Genomic DNA, 13,232 nt, shown 5'->3' on the forward strand with positions numbered 1-13,232 from the left:
CCAACTTAAGGAGTTTATAATGGGTTTATTAGTTGATGGTCAATGGCACGACAAATGGTATGACACCAAAAAACACGGTGGGCGCTTTGTTCGTAGCGAATCACAGTTTCGTAATACCGTAGCGCAGGGCACTGAGTTTGAGCCTGAATCAGGGCGTTATCACCTTTACGTTTCTTACGCCTGTCCGTGGGCTCACCGGGCGCTTATCTTCCGTATATTAAAAGGTCTGGAAAGTCATATTGATGTTTCCGTTGTGCACCCGCTGATGCTGGAGAATGGCTGGGAGTTTTCAGACGCGCCGCTTAACGAGCCATTGTATGATGCCGACTTCCTTTATCAGCTGTATTTAAAAGCTGACCCGGAATACACCGGGCGAGTAACCGTTCCAGTACTGTGGGATAAGAAAAATCAGACCATAGTGAACAATGAATCGGCCGAAATTATCCGTATTTTCAATTCAGCGTTTAACGAGCTGACCGGGAATACATCGGACTTCTTTCCCGCAGGTAAGCAAAAGCAGATAGAAGAAGTTAATGAGTGGGTTTACAACGACATTAACAACGGTGTTTACCGTAGTGGCTTCGCGACCACGCAGCAGGCGTATGAAGAAGCGTACGAATCGCTATTTGCTGCCTTAGACAAAGTAGAGAACATTCTTAGTCAGAGCCGTTATTTAGCTGGTGACGTATTAACCGAGGCTGACTGGCGTTTATTTACTACTCTGGTCCGTTTCGATGCGGTTTATTTCGGGCACTTTAAAACCAACAAGAAGCGCATTGTCGATTACCCTAATATGTGGAATTACCTATTGGAGCTATACCAGCATCCCGGGGTAGAAGAGACCGTCGTGATGGACCACATTAAGACGCATTACTATGCCAGCCATAAAACCATTAATCCGACACAAATAGTGCCGAAGGGACCGGAAATCGATTTTCACCAGGCACATAACAGGGGTAGCAAGGGGAGTAGCCAGTCATGAGTGTTATTTTAGCCAAACACCGGGGAATGCCGGCGCAGGATGGCGCGGGAGTTAAACTCACTCGTATTATTAATCAGCCGGGGCTAAAACATCAGGACCCGTTTTTAATGCTGGATGAGTTTCGTTCCGATAACCCGGACGATTATATTGCGGGTTTTCCGCCCCATCCACACCGCGGTTTTTGTACGCTGACCTATATGTTAGCGGGCACTATGGAACATAAAGACTCTGTTGGTAATAGCGGTGAAGTTGATGCTGGCGGTGTGCAGTGGATGAAGGCGGCGAAAGGTATTATTCACGCCGAAATGCCGAAGCAAGTTGAAGGCCTTATGTGGGGTTTTCAGCTCTGGGTAAACTTGCCGGGCAATGAAAAAATGAGTGAACCTGAGTGGCACGACTATCCGGCAGCCAGCATTCCTGAAGTGAAAAATGGTGATGCCCTGATCCGAATTATTTCAGGGAAATACCAGCAGCAGGAGGGTCCAGTAAATGCGCCGGGACGAGACTTTCTAATGCTCGATGTTCACTTAGAAAGTGACAGCTTCAGTTTGCCGTCACAAGGGCAAAAACGACGCTTGGCTTATGTTTATCAGGGTGAGCTGACAGTGAATGGGGAGGGGGCAAAAGAGGGCGAGTTGATCTTGCTTGATCCTGCTGAAACCTTAGATTTTTCCGCTACTGAACATGCGCGCTTTATCTTGTTGGCCGCTAAACCTATTGAAGAACCGATTGCTCAATACGGTCCTTTTGTCATGAATTCGTCGGATCAGATTGAGCAGGCTATTAAGGATTATCAATCAGGTCAGTTAGCCGCTAACCAAAAGCTGAGCTAGCGCAGTTCCAACCCTTCAGTTTGCTCCAGTAACCGCTCATAGCGGTTACTGTGGCTACTGGATAATTGCAGCCCCTCTAAGACTTTAAAGCAATTATCGCATTCTTTCTTAAGCCGAACTCGCTCTCCACCTGGAGTTTCTTCAACATAACGGACGGCCGCCTGAATAAAGTTAAGTGCAGCACCACTATTCATTGGCGCGGCCTCCATGGCGTTACGAAACAGCTCCAGTGCACGAATATAGTTGCCTTGCTGATAAGCATCTAAGCCCGCCTTATGAACTTCAAAGAAGTTATCCTGCTGTTTTTGAGCTGCAGCTAAGCGTGCCTGTAAAATTTTAGTGGTATAACTGTCAAGAGTCGGGTTTTCATCCTGATTCGCTGCTAGCGCATTCGCTTTTTCATACTCCCCGACATCCAGTAAAATGGCGATAACGTCAGGTAGTAAGTCTTTATTGATAGGCTGGTTGTGCGCCAGTTTTTCGCCAACAACCTCGTTTAAGCGTTGCTGAGCTTCGCGTAAACGACCATTAAATGAATCAATACGCGATAATAAAATGGATTCCAAATCCTCAAACGAAATATCGGCATGCAACAGATGCTCGTCATAGCGGGCTCGTTGTAGCTCCATTGTTGCTTCTGTCTGATACTTACTGATTTGCTGCGGTGTATCGCTATTTTCGGCCGCATCTAAAATGCTGCGTAAATAGTTACATAAGTGATGTGCGTTACGAAAAACCGATTTACGAGCTATTTGCAAAACGTTGTTCATGGCTTGCTTGGCAATGTCAAAGTCGCCGTTGTCGCGGGCAATATGGGCCAGTTTGGTTTGCCTTTCAATTGAAAATGGCGCCATGGTGATGGCATCACGGGCGCTTTCCAAAGCGTCTTCCAGCTGCTGTTGTTGAAGGTAACATTCGGTTTTCAGGTCATAAGCTTCAACAGCATTAGGCATGCGCTTAATTAAATGATTAAGAATATTCAGGGCTTCTTCGGGAGAGTTTTGTAATAACCGCGTTTCAGCCAGTTTTAGAAAGACCCAACTGTGAGAGTTTTCCTCAAGTAGTTCTTTAATTGCCGTTTCCGCTTTATCTAATTGACCGGTTTTGTTGTACAACTCAATTTGCAGTTTGCGGCAGTAATTACTGTAGCGGCTGTTAGATTGAATATGTTTCTGGCAGGCACCAATACAGGTTTCATAATCATGATTTGTCAGCGCCTTGAATACGTCTTTTAACCACATGCGGCGTTTATAGGCTCGCACCAGGCGGGAGCGCAACACTCTATGTGAAAACGGTTTCATCAAATAATCATCGGGTTGAAGTTCCAGTGCGCTGAGAACCATAGGACGGGTGTTGTCGCCGGTAATAATAAAGAACAGAGTATGCTCTTTCATTAGCCCTCGAACTTGCAGTTCCTCTAAAACCTGACGACCATTGCGACCACGCCCAAGGTTATAGTCTACCAACAGAATATCGTGCGGGTTTTTAATGTAAGCGGCAATACCTGCTTCGCCGGTGGTCTTGACTTGTACGTCCTGCGCCCCCAAGTTTAACAGCAAGCCTTTGAGCATGACCTGAAAGGGCTTCTGGTCATCTATTAATAATACGCGTTTATTATTGAGCTCTAAGGTTTTGTCCATTTGCGTCAAACAGTATCCTGATCTTATTCATACCGACAGCATACTGGCTAATTTCAATAATGTTAAGCGGCAACAGAGGCTGATATGAAAGCAATTGCTATTTCCGAACAAAAAGTACACTGGAAGAACCATCCTGAGCTGGACGAGCCACAGGCTAATGAAGTTCAGCTGCGGGTACTGAGCGCCGGGCTTAATCGTGCCGACTTAATGCAAATAGCAGGGAAATACCCACCACCTAAAGGTGCCTCAACTATTCCTGGACTAGAAGTCTGTGGGGTTATAGAAAAAGTAGGTAGCGAAGTCAATGGCTGGCAAACCGGGCAACGTGTCAGCGCGTTATTGGCTGGCGGCGGTTTTGCTGAACAAGTGAATGTTTCTGCTGAACAAATACTGGAGGTGCCTGAAAGCTGGAGTAATGCAGAAGCTGCGGGTTGGCTGGAAACTTTTGCTACGGCCTATCTTAATGTCTATCAATTAGCTGACTTAAAACCCGGAGAGCGGGTATTAGCTCATGCGGGTGCCAGCGGTGTGGGTTCGTCACTGATCCAGTTGTGCCGGGAAAGTGGTAATGAGCTTACCGCCGTAGTGGGTAGTGGAGAGAAATCGGAGTTTTGCCTGAAACTGGGTGCGAAGAATGCGATAAACCGGCACAAACAGAACATTGTTGAAGAAGTTAAAGCTCTTGGCGAAGTCGACGTCATTCTGAATCCTGTCGCTGGTGAGTCTATAGCAAAAGACCAGCAGTATCTGGCACAGGATGGCCGTATTATTTTAATTGGTTTAATGGCTGGCGTGACTGGCGAAGTTGATTTCGGACGTATGCTGATGAAGCGCCAAAAGCTGATTGGCTCAACTCTGCGAGCATTATCACCGGAACGCAAAGGAAAAATTTTACAGGGTTTGTGGCGTGATTTTGGCGATAAGTTTAAAAGCAGCACCATAAAACCTATCATCGATGAGGTTTTTGCCGCTGACGATATTCAGCAAGCACTGGATTATGTTGCAGATAATAAAACTCAGGGTAAGGTGGTTATAACGCTTTCGGAAGAGTAATTCAGGCTGATAGCCAACTGCCGGTGCAGTAAAGAAATGGTGGAGGGGGCAGGATTCGAACCTGCGAAGGCTGAGCCGTCAGATTTACAGTCTGATCCCTTTGGCCACTCGGGAACCCCTCCACTCAAGAGGCGCGTATAATAACAGTCTTAGCTTAGCTGTAAAGAGAAAACTTAAACTTTTAGGACTTTGGCCGATACAGAAGTATCTGTAACCGATTATCCAGAGTCTTAATGAGTCAAGTTTCAGCTGTACAGAATAGTGCTGTCGAAAACCAGGCCGCTCATTTCTTTGAGCAACACGCGAGCGAAGCAGTTAATCACGGCTTCGCGGGCGAGTTTGCTTATTGGGTGTCTGCCTTGGGTGACGACCCGGTTATTTCTGAGCGCCCTGCGCAAGTTAACTGGCAAAGAACCATTGGTGCCGGCAGAACGCGGCCTTTAGATGTAAAGCCAGGCATGGTGCTGGCTAGTGGTGTCTATGCAACAGTTAGTCAGTTGTCAGACTTTAAACTACAGGACGCAACTCATCCTCAGCCGCTTATTCCCGATGCAACGCCTGATCGTTTGCCCCTGGAGCTTCTTCACAACCTGGACTGGCGGGTTCGCCAGCGGCTGGAAAAGAAGAAGCAGCCGCAAACGGACGAAAAAAACGAGTACAAATATAAAGGGCCCGCTGGCCTATACGATGTTCTGCAGAAACTAGGCATTACTCATTAGCGCTTAACTTGATTCTTTTCGGAGAGTTTTGCACAAGCAGTTTCAGCCGCTCTCGCTATGCGGCATAATAGCATTATCATTTCGCTAATTTCCAAAAACCATGAAGCAACTCCGCCCAGAGGACGAAGATCGTATTGATGCTTTTACTGAGCACCTCTGGCTGCATCATGGCTCCAGCAATAATACTCAAGCCGCGTACCGCAGTGACTTACGCCGTTATTGTGAATATTTGCTATCGCTTAAAAAATCCTTAATGGACACTGATGAAGTGGTGCTGCAGGACTACCTGTTGTGGCGGCGTATGCAAGGCTTATCGCCACGAAGCACCTCGCGATTTTTAAGTTCGACGAAGAAATTCTTCCAGTTTGCTGTAAAACAGCAGTGGGTGGCAGTAGACCCAACAGCGCGCCTGAAACGCCCTAAGTTACCGCAAAGCATCCCACATTCGTTAAGCGAAGAGGATGTGATTTCTTTATTGGAACAACCGGATACAGAAACTCCCATTGGTCTGCGTGACCGGACTATGCTGGAAGTTCTCTATGCCACCGGATTACGGGTAACCGAACTTATTCGTCTGCAATATGATCAGTTGAGCCGCCAGCAAGGCTTAGTTCGGGTTATCGGCAAAGGCAATAAGGAACGCTTAGTGCCTTTAGGGGAAGACGCGCTGGAGTGGCTGGACAATTATTTAAAGCATGGACGTCCGGCAATAACGGATAAAAGCAGCCCCTGGATATTTGTTACGCAACGTGGCTCGTTATTAACACGTCAGGCATTTTGGTACAGATTAAAGCATTACGCCGAAGAAGCCGGCATTTACGCACATTTGTCGCCGCACACTTTACGCCATGCTTTTGCCACGCATTTGCTGAACCATGGCGCCGACTTACGTGTCTTACAGCTACTGTTAGGTCACAGTGATTTATCTACCACACAAATTTATACCCAGGTTGCACGTGAACGTCTGCAGGCCTTACATGCTCAGCATCACCCGCGAGGCTAATTGCATTTTGGCTGGTAACAGGGTAGGGTTCGGACAGTTAATTTAAGAGGTATTTATGCGCAATTTAATGTCTGTAGTTGGATTAGTAGGGCTGGTCGGCGCAAGTTTCAGTGCGCCGGCTATTAGTGCGGAACAAAGTGAAGTCGACACCCGGCACCTGAATAAAATTGGTATTGAAGTGTTGTCCACAGAGCCCGGTGAAATTGACGGCTATGTCCGTGCGGTGACTAATCAGGGCATGTTTTATGTGTCAGATGACGGTGAACGGCTTATTAGCGGCAATGTGTTTGATATAACCGGGAGTGAACCGGAAAATTTAAGTGAAGCCGGCATGGCTAAAGTTCGCCTGAAAATGCTAAAAGGCTTTGCTGACGATATGATCGTGTACCCGGCTGAGGACGAGAAATATCAGGTAACGGTTTTTACTGACACTACCTGCGGTTATTGTCAGCGCCTGCACGAAAACATGGACAGCTATCACGCACAAGGCATTACCATAAAATACCTGGCCTTTCCCCGTGGTGGTATGAGTAGCAAAGGCGGGAAGCAGTTACAAACCGTTTGGTGTGCGGATGACAAAAAAGGGGCCATTACCGCCTTTAAAGAAGACGAAAATTACAGTGGCGACTCAAGCTGTTCCAATCCGGTTGCTGAGCACTACCAACTGGGCAAATCTTTTGGGGTAAGCGGTACGCCCGCTATCGTTCTGCCCGACGGTCGCTTAGTACCGGGGGCGTTACCTGCATCACGCTTAATTGCTGAAATTAAAAAAGGTGAGTCACAGTAATTCATGAGTGATTATGAAATACGTCGTTATCAACTGGTTGACGATGACTTTTTGCCGCAACAAATGCCACCTTTGTTGCGGCAAATTTATGCCCGCCGGGGTGTCCGTCGTGCTGACGAATTATCTTTGAAAGCTTCCGGTTTACTGCATTTCTCTTCGTTAAGAGACATCGGGAAAGCCGTTGAACTGCTGCAAAATGCGTTAAAAAATCAAGAAAAAGTTTGTATTTGCGGTGATTTTGATGCCGACGGTGCAACCAGTTCGGCATTAATGGTGTCGGCCTTGCAGGCCTTTGGTCTACAGCAGGTGGGGTATCGCGTACCAAACCGAATGACTGACGGCTACGGACTTTCTGTTGCCATGGTAGAACAACTAGCTGTCGAGAATGTGCAGTTAATTGTGACTGTCGATAACGGCATTGCAGCGCATGACGCTATTGTACTTGCTCGTGAAAAAGGCATACAAGTGCTGGTTACTGACCACCATTTACCACCTGAAGAACTGCCTCCGGCTAACGCGATAGTGAACCCGAATCAGCACGGCTGTGAGTTTTCCAGCAAAAATTTAGCGGGTGTGGGTGTGGCGTTTTACGTCCTGCTGGCGTTGCGTTCAGCGTTACGTGAACAAGGCGTTGAACCGTTACCTAACCTGGCTGACTGGCTGGATCTTGTTGCTCTTGGCACCGTAGCGGATGTTGTACCGCTGGATTATAACAATCGCGTATTAGTGCAGCAGGGGATAGCCCGTATTCGTAAAGGCATGAGCCGACCCGGAATTAAAGCGTTGCTGGAAGTTGCCAACCGTGATGCCAGTCAGCTGGCCGCCAGTGATTTAGGGTTTGCCCTTGGTCCGCGAATTAATGCTGCTGGCCGCTTAGACGATATCGGGCTGGGAATAGAGTGCTTATTAGCGGGTGAGACCCGGGCGCAGCAGTTAGCGCAGCAACTTAACGATTTAAACCAGCAACGTAAATCGATTGAAACGGAAATGCGCGAGCACGCCGAAAGCGCTGTTGCAAAGCTGTGTTTTGATCAAGGGCAGGTGCCTGATTTAGTCACCTTGTATCAGCCGGACTGGCATGCCGGGGTTATCGGTATTGTCGCGGGTAGAGTAAAAGAGCAAGTGAACCGACCGGTGATTGCGCTTGCCAACGATGACGATGAATTCCTAAAAGGCTCCGCACGTTCGGTTAGTGGTCTGCATATGCGGGATTTACTGGAACGTGTTCATAGTCTGCAGCCGGGCATTATGGAACGTTTCGGTGGACATGCTATGGCCGCCGGCTTAACCATGAAGAAAGAAAATCTGACGCGCTTTTCCGAACTGGCGGAGCAAGTTGCGTCGGAGTGGCTGTCAGAAGAACAGAAGCAGCGGGTATTCTGGTCTGATGGCGAACTCACAACAACACAACTCTCGCTGGACAGTGTGAATACGCTGCAAAGTGCCGGCCCCTGGGGACAGCAGTTTCCCGAACCTATGTTTGACGGCCAGTTTGAATTGGTGGATCAGCGCATTGTCGGAGAGCGACATCTAAAATTGGTGGTGCGTCATCCGCAAGGCGAATTATTAGATGCGATTGCCTTTAACGTCGATACACAACAATGGCCGGCGCGGCAGGCCTCCGTTGTTGAACTTTTATACAAGCCACAGCTTAATCACTTCCGCGGACGCACAAACGTTCAGTTGTTGGTGGAGCAAATCCGCGCAATACGTTAAACTACGCCCCTTTTAGAATTAACAGAATTAGGTAGTCGCATGTTTGAAACTAACGCAACCTACAACAACATCAAAGAAATGCGTGAGCGTAGTAATTCGCTTAGGGGGTATCTTTGACTACGATGCTAAGTTAGAGCGTCTGGAAGAAGTTACTCGTGAGATGGAACAGCCCAATGTGTGGGATGATCCACCCAAGGCGCAAGCTTTAGGTAAAGAGCGTGCGGCATTAGAGCAAGTGGTACAAACCCTGGATAAACTTCAGCAGGGGCTGGATGATGTCGAGGGTCTTGTTGATCTTGCGGTAGAAGCAGAAGACGAAGACACTTTTAACGAAGCTCATGAAGAGCTGTCCGGTTTAGTGAAACAGCTGGAAGCTTTAGAGTTTCGTCGTATGTTTTCAAAAGACAACGACTCGGCAGACTGCTACCTGGATATTCAGTCAGGCTCCGGCGGAACCGAAGCTCAGGACTGGGCTAATATGTTGCTACGCATGTATTTGCGCTGGGCAGAAGCGCATGACTTTAAAGCGGAAATTACTGAGCTGTCAGAAGGCGATGTCGCTGGTATAAAATCGGCCACGGTACGTGTGGTCGGAGAATACGCCTACGGCTGGCTGCGTACTGAAACCGGTGTGCACCGTTTAGTACGTAAATCCCCCTTCGACTCAGGTAATCGCCGCCATACATCGTTCGCGTCGGTTTTTGTTTACCCGGAAGTAGATGACGACATTGATATTGAGATTGATCCGTCTGACCTGCGGGTGGATACCTATCGGGCATCGGGTGCCGGTGGTCAGCACGTTAACCGTACCGATTCTGCGGTTCGTTTAACGCACGAACCAACAGGCATTGTGGTGCAATGTCAGAGTGACCGTTCGCAGCACAAGAACCGCGACTCAGCAATGAAACAGCTGAAAGCGAAATTGTACGAATTTGAATTACAGAAACAGAACGAAGAGAAACAGGCATTAGAAGACTCAAAAGCTGATATCGGCTGGGGCAGTCAAATTCGCTCTTATGTTCTGGACGATGCGCGTATCAAAGATTTACGTACGGGTATCGAAAACCGTAATACCCAGGCTGTGCTTGATGGCGCACTTGACCCGTTTATTGAAGCCAGCTTGAAAAGCGGGCTGTAAGTTTAATTTAAGTATCCCGACAGAGGAAAATCGATAATGACTGATAAATCGCAGGCACCTGAAGTAGACGTAAACGAACAGATCGCGCAGCGAAAGGCGAAACTGTCGGCGCTTCGCGATAAGGGTATCGCATTCCCGAACGATTTCCGTCGGGACTCGTTAGCTGCTGACTTACACGCTGAATACGATAATCTGAGCAAAGAAGAGCTGGCGGAAAAAGGCATTCGCGTGAAAGTTGCCGGCCGTATGATGACCCGCCGTATTATGGGGAAAGCCAGTTTCGCAACCATCCAGGATATGAGCGGCAAAATTCAACTGTATGTTGCCCGCGACAATCTGCCTGAAGGTTATTACAACACGGAATTTAAAAAATGGGATTTAGGCGATATTCTCGGCGCCTCTGGCACCTTGTTTATTACCGGAACCGGTGAGTTAAGCGTGCAAGTTGACGAAGTACGTTTGCTGACTAAAGCACTGCGTCCTTTGCCGGATAAATTCCATGGCTTGTCAGATCAGGAAATGCGCTATCGTCAGCGTTATCTGGACCTGATTACCAACGAAGAGTCTCGCAGTACTTTCATGGCTCGCTCTAAAATCATTGACTATATTCGTCGTTTTTTAAGTGACCGTCAGTTTCTGGAAGTTGAAACTCCTATGATGCAGGCGATTCCGGGCGGCGCCGCAGCTCGTCCTTTCAGCACGCACCATAACGCACTGGATATGGAACTGTTTTTACGTATTGCACCAGAACTTTACCTGAAACGTTTAGTCGTTGGTGGTTTTGAGAAGGTGTTCGAAATTAACCGTAATTTCCGTAATGAAGGCCTGTCAACGCGCCACAACCCTGAGTTCACTATGTTGGAGTTCTACTGGGCGTACGCGGATTATCACGACTTAATGGATTTAACCGAGCAGATGTTACGTGGTGCGGCTGAGTCGGTCTTAGGCTCTGCTCAGTTTACCAGCCAGGGCGTGGATTATGATTTCGGTAAGCCGTTTGAGCGCATGACAGTGTTGGAAGCTATTGTTAAGTACATGCCGGAAGTGAGCCTTGAGCAGCTTAATGACATGAATACAGCAACTGAAATTGCCGAGCAGGTTGGTGTCAGTGTTAAGCCGTCATGGGGCTTAGGTAAAGTTCAGATCGAAATTTTTGAGACTGTTGCTGAGCATCGTTTAATTCAGCCTACCTTTATTACTGCGTACCCGGCTGAAGTTTCACCGTTGGCTCGTCGTCACGACGACAATCCGTTTGTGACTGATCGTTTTGAATTTTTTGCCGGTGGTCGTGAGTTGGCGAATGGTTTCTCGGAGCTTAACGATGCTGAAGATCAGGCTGAACGTTTTCGCGAGCAAGTTGAACAGAAAGAAGCGGGCGATGATGAAGCCATGTTCTACGACGAAGATTATGTCACCGCACTGGAACACGGTATGCCGCCAACAGCCGGTCAGGGCATTGGTATTGACCGTCTGGTAATGTTGCTAACGGATTCTGCGTCTATTCGCGACGTATTATTGTTCCCGCATATGCGCCCAAAAGCGGATTAATTACCTCTCTGAAACAAAAAAACCCGGCTTATTAGCCGGGTTTCTTTTATCAAAAACAGCGCTTAGTGATCTTCGCCGTCAGTGTGAACGTGACCGTGCTCAAGTTCTTGCTCAGTCGCTTCACGAACTTCAATAACTTCTACGTCAAAGTTCAGGTTAACACCGGCCAGTGGGTGGTTACCGTCAACAGTCACTTCGTCGTCTTTTACTTCAACGATAACAACAGACTGTTCGCCTTGATCCGTGCTGGCACGGAACTGCATGCCAGGCTGTACTTCGTTTTCGCCGAACAGGTTACGTGGTACAGTCTGGATTAAGCCGTCATGACGTTCGCCATAAGCTTCTTCTGGTTTAACTTCTGCAGTGAAGCTATCGCCAACTTTTTTGCCTTCCAGTGCATTTTCCAGACCAGGAATCAGCATGCCACGACCGTGGATGAAGTTCAGTGGGCTGCCATCTTTAGACTGGTCCAGCGTCTGGCCATCTTCCGTTTTAACGGCATAGTTGATAGCCACGACTTTGTTTGGTGCAATGGTTTCGCTCATAAATTTAACCTAATTGATAAGGCAGTGAGTGTATTTCCAGAAGACTTGCGTCGTCATCCCGGACTCGTATAGCCGTGTCAGTGTCTATGTCACTGGGTAAAACAGCTAATAAGTCCACTTGGGTGTCGGTGCGGTTCACTGCCATAATGACCGTACCTGCACGACGCCAGTTCTCGCCAATGGCTTTCTCTAATTGCGTACCAGCAGTAACTTGAGCCGTTACTTTACCGGATAAGCGAAAGAGCGCCCGTTTCTGTTTGCCCAAATATTTCATCCGGGCAATAGTCTCCTGGCCGATATAACATCCTTTGTCAAAACTGATTCCATCCCACACCTGCAAATTCATCATTTGCGGGACAAACGCCTGGATGTTCTCAGACGTAAGTTGTGGACGAACCCGTTCAATTTCCAACGCATCCCAGTAAGGTTGCGGATAATCCGTAGAAATTGGCTGTTGGCTGAGTAACAGATATTGGTCGGGACTGGTCCCAACCTGCATTACCCGGCCATCAAATTCTGCTGCAACGCTGGCTGCTTTGCTACCGAAAACACCGGCTATGCTCCAGTCGTCGCTTACATCTTCAATAGTGACTTTACTAAAGACACCGAATTTCTTTAATTGTGCCAAAGAGCCTTCAATTGCACTGCGATGCATAATTAAAAAAACGGCGTCGTCTTCGCGATAAAGCCAGAAGATGCTAAACGCTTTTCCGGTTTGATCGCAATGTGCGCCATATAAGCAATTATCCTGGTCGAGTTTGCGTAAATCACATGTCAGCTGACCCTGTAAAAAACTGTCAGCATCTTCGCCAGAAACCGAGAGGATACCATAGTCCGTCAGTTGAACGGAAAGGTGATCCTGATTTGCGTCAGTAAAATGCTGCGTTAACTCAACCACAATGACTCCTTATTAAATGGCTTACGTGGTAATATTAGGGCACATTATCGAATTACAAGGGCAATTGCTGCGGAGATTTTATGTTGCCGTTAAAACAGTCAGAAGAAGCACTAAAAGACAAGCGTCGTTTACGTTGGGCGTGCCGCCGGGGCATGCTGGAGCTGGATGTATTATTTGAACCTTTTGTTGATCAGGCTTACGACGAACTAAGTGAAGAACAAAAAGCGGTATTTCGCCGTTTAATTACCTGCGATGACCCGGATCTTTTTGCCTGGTTTATGGGTCACCAGAAGTGTGAAGACGAAGAACTTGCTGAAATGATTCGGTTTATGTTGTCACGCGTTAAGGTATAGACTCGGGCGGTGAACCC

At 47.7% G+C, this 13,232-nt stretch carries 13 protein-coding genes and 1 tRNA gene; 10 read left to right on the forward strand and 4 right to left on the reverse strand.

The genetic code is table 11. The features are described 5' to 3' along the window. The first annotated feature begins 19 nt into the window (after positions 1-19). Together B2U97_RS09885 and B2U97_RS09890 are read left to right on the forward strand one after the other, a co-directional pair. A complete protein-coding gene (locus tag B2U97_RS09885) occupies positions 20-982 on the forward strand; it encodes a glutathione S-transferase family protein (RefSeq protein ID WP_153849029.1) in 963 nt (320 codons plus the stop codon). Continuing rightward, positions 979-1,815 carry a pirin family protein gene (locus tag B2U97_RS09890; RefSeq protein ID WP_153849030.1) on the forward strand — a complete coding sequence of 279 codons (837 nt, stop codon included), beginning with the start codon at positions 979-981 and terminating at the stop codon, positions 1,813-1,815. The genes B2U97_RS09885 and B2U97_RS09890 overlap by 4 nt, the downstream gene beginning before the upstream one ends. Here the strand turns inward: B2U97_RS09890 and B2U97_RS09895 are convergent. Beyond that, entirely contained in the window at positions 1,812-3,455 is a 1,644-nt protein-coding gene (locus B2U97_RS09895; protein WP_153849031.1) for a tetratricopeptide repeat-containing response regulator, read from the reverse strand. The two genes, B2U97_RS09890 and B2U97_RS09895, sit on opposite strands and share 4 nt — an antisense overlap. Before the next feature lie 84 nt (positions 3,456-3,539). Here B2U97_RS09895 and B2U97_RS09900 point away from each other — a divergent pair, with 84 nt between their 5' ends. Next, the gene (locus B2U97_RS09900; protein ID WP_011234079.1) at positions 3,540-4,508 is read left to right on the forward strand and encodes an NAD(P)H-quinone oxidoreductase; all 969 of its coding nucleotides are present in this window, start codon (positions 3,540-3,542) and stop codon (positions 4,506-4,508) included. A gap of 37 nt (positions 4,509-4,545) precedes the next feature. Here B2U97_RS09900 and B2U97_RS09905 read toward each other — a convergent pair. Next, positions 4,546-4,630, reverse strand: a tRNA-Tyr gene (locus B2U97_RS09905). Between the two features lie 111 nt (positions 4,631-4,741). Here B2U97_RS09905 and B2U97_RS09910 point away from each other — a divergent pair. The 6 genes from B2U97_RS09910 (at position 4,742) to lysS (ending at position 11,419) form a co-directional block, all read left to right on the forward strand. Continuing rightward, positions 4,742-5,227, forward strand: a complete 486-nt coding sequence (locus B2U97_RS09910; protein WP_011234078.1) for a VC2046/SO_2500 family protein — start codon at positions 4,742-4,744, stop codon at positions 5,225-5,227. Between the two features lie 100 nt (positions 5,228-5,327). Continuing rightward, complete coding sequence (gene xerD / locus B2U97_RS09915) at positions 5,328-6,230, forward strand: site-specific tyrosine recombinase XerD (RefSeq protein WP_011234077.1); 903 nt, start codon at positions 5,328-5,330, stop codon at positions 6,228-6,230. A 55-nt stretch (positions 6,231-6,285) separates the two neighbouring features. Continuing rightward, positions 6,286-7,017 (forward strand): bifunctional protein-disulfide isomerase/oxidoreductase DsbC, encoded by a 732-nt coding sequence (dsbC, locus tag B2U97_RS09920; protein ID WP_011234076.1) that lies wholly within the window; start codon positions 6,286-6,288, stop codon positions 7,015-7,017. A gap of 3 nt (positions 7,018-7,020) precedes the next feature. Beyond that, the gene (gene recJ / locus B2U97_RS09925; RefSeq protein WP_153849032.1) at positions 7,021-8,733 is read left to right on the forward strand and encodes a single-stranded-DNA-specific exonuclease RecJ; all 1,713 of its coding nucleotides are present in this window, start codon (positions 7,021-7,023) and stop codon (positions 8,731-8,733) included. Between the two features lie 39 nt (positions 8,734-8,772). Beyond that, positions 8,773-9,871, forward strand: a protein-coding gene (gene prfB, locus B2U97_RS09930) for a peptide chain release factor 2 (protein ID WP_110012522.1) whose coding sequence is annotated in 2 segments (ribosomal slippage) — positions 8,773-8,847 and positions 8,849-9,871 — 1,098 coding nt in all. Because the reading frame shifts where the segments join, the coding sequence is not laid out codon by codon here. A 36-nt stretch (positions 9,872-9,907) separates the two neighbouring features. Then, a complete protein-coding gene (gene lysS / locus B2U97_RS09935; protein WP_011234073.1) occupies positions 9,908-11,419 on the forward strand; it encodes a lysine--tRNA ligase in 1,512 nt (503 codons plus the stop codon). Positions 11,420-11,481: 62 nt separating this feature from the next. On the opposite strand, the gene slyD is transcribed toward lysS, so the two are convergent. Next, positions 11,482-11,964 carry a peptidylprolyl isomerase gene (slyD, locus tag B2U97_RS09940; protein ID WP_034820491.1) on the reverse strand — a complete coding sequence of 161 codons (483 nt, stop codon included), beginning with the start codon at positions 11,962-11,964 and terminating at the stop codon, positions 11,482-11,484. Between the two features lie 4 nt (positions 11,965-11,968). Further along, a complete protein-coding gene (locus B2U97_RS09945) occupies positions 11,969-12,862 on the reverse strand; it encodes a YgfZ/GcvT domain-containing protein (RefSeq protein WP_011234071.1) in 894 nt (297 codons plus the stop codon). Between the two features lie 80 nt (positions 12,863-12,942). On the opposite strand from B2U97_RS09945, the gene B2U97_RS09950 reads away from it, so the two are divergent. After that, positions 12,943-13,215 (forward strand): succinate dehydrogenase assembly factor 2, encoded by a 273-nt coding sequence (locus B2U97_RS09950; RefSeq protein ID WP_011234070.1) that lies wholly within the window; start codon positions 12,943-12,945, stop codon positions 13,213-13,215. Positions 13,216-13,232 lie beyond the last annotated feature (17 nt).

It is taken from the genome of Idiomarina sp. UBA3176 (assembly GCF_002364295.1).
Classification (GTDB): Bacteria; Pseudomonadota; Gammaproteobacteria; order Enterobacterales; family Alteromonadaceae; genus Idiomarina; species Idiomarina loihiensis.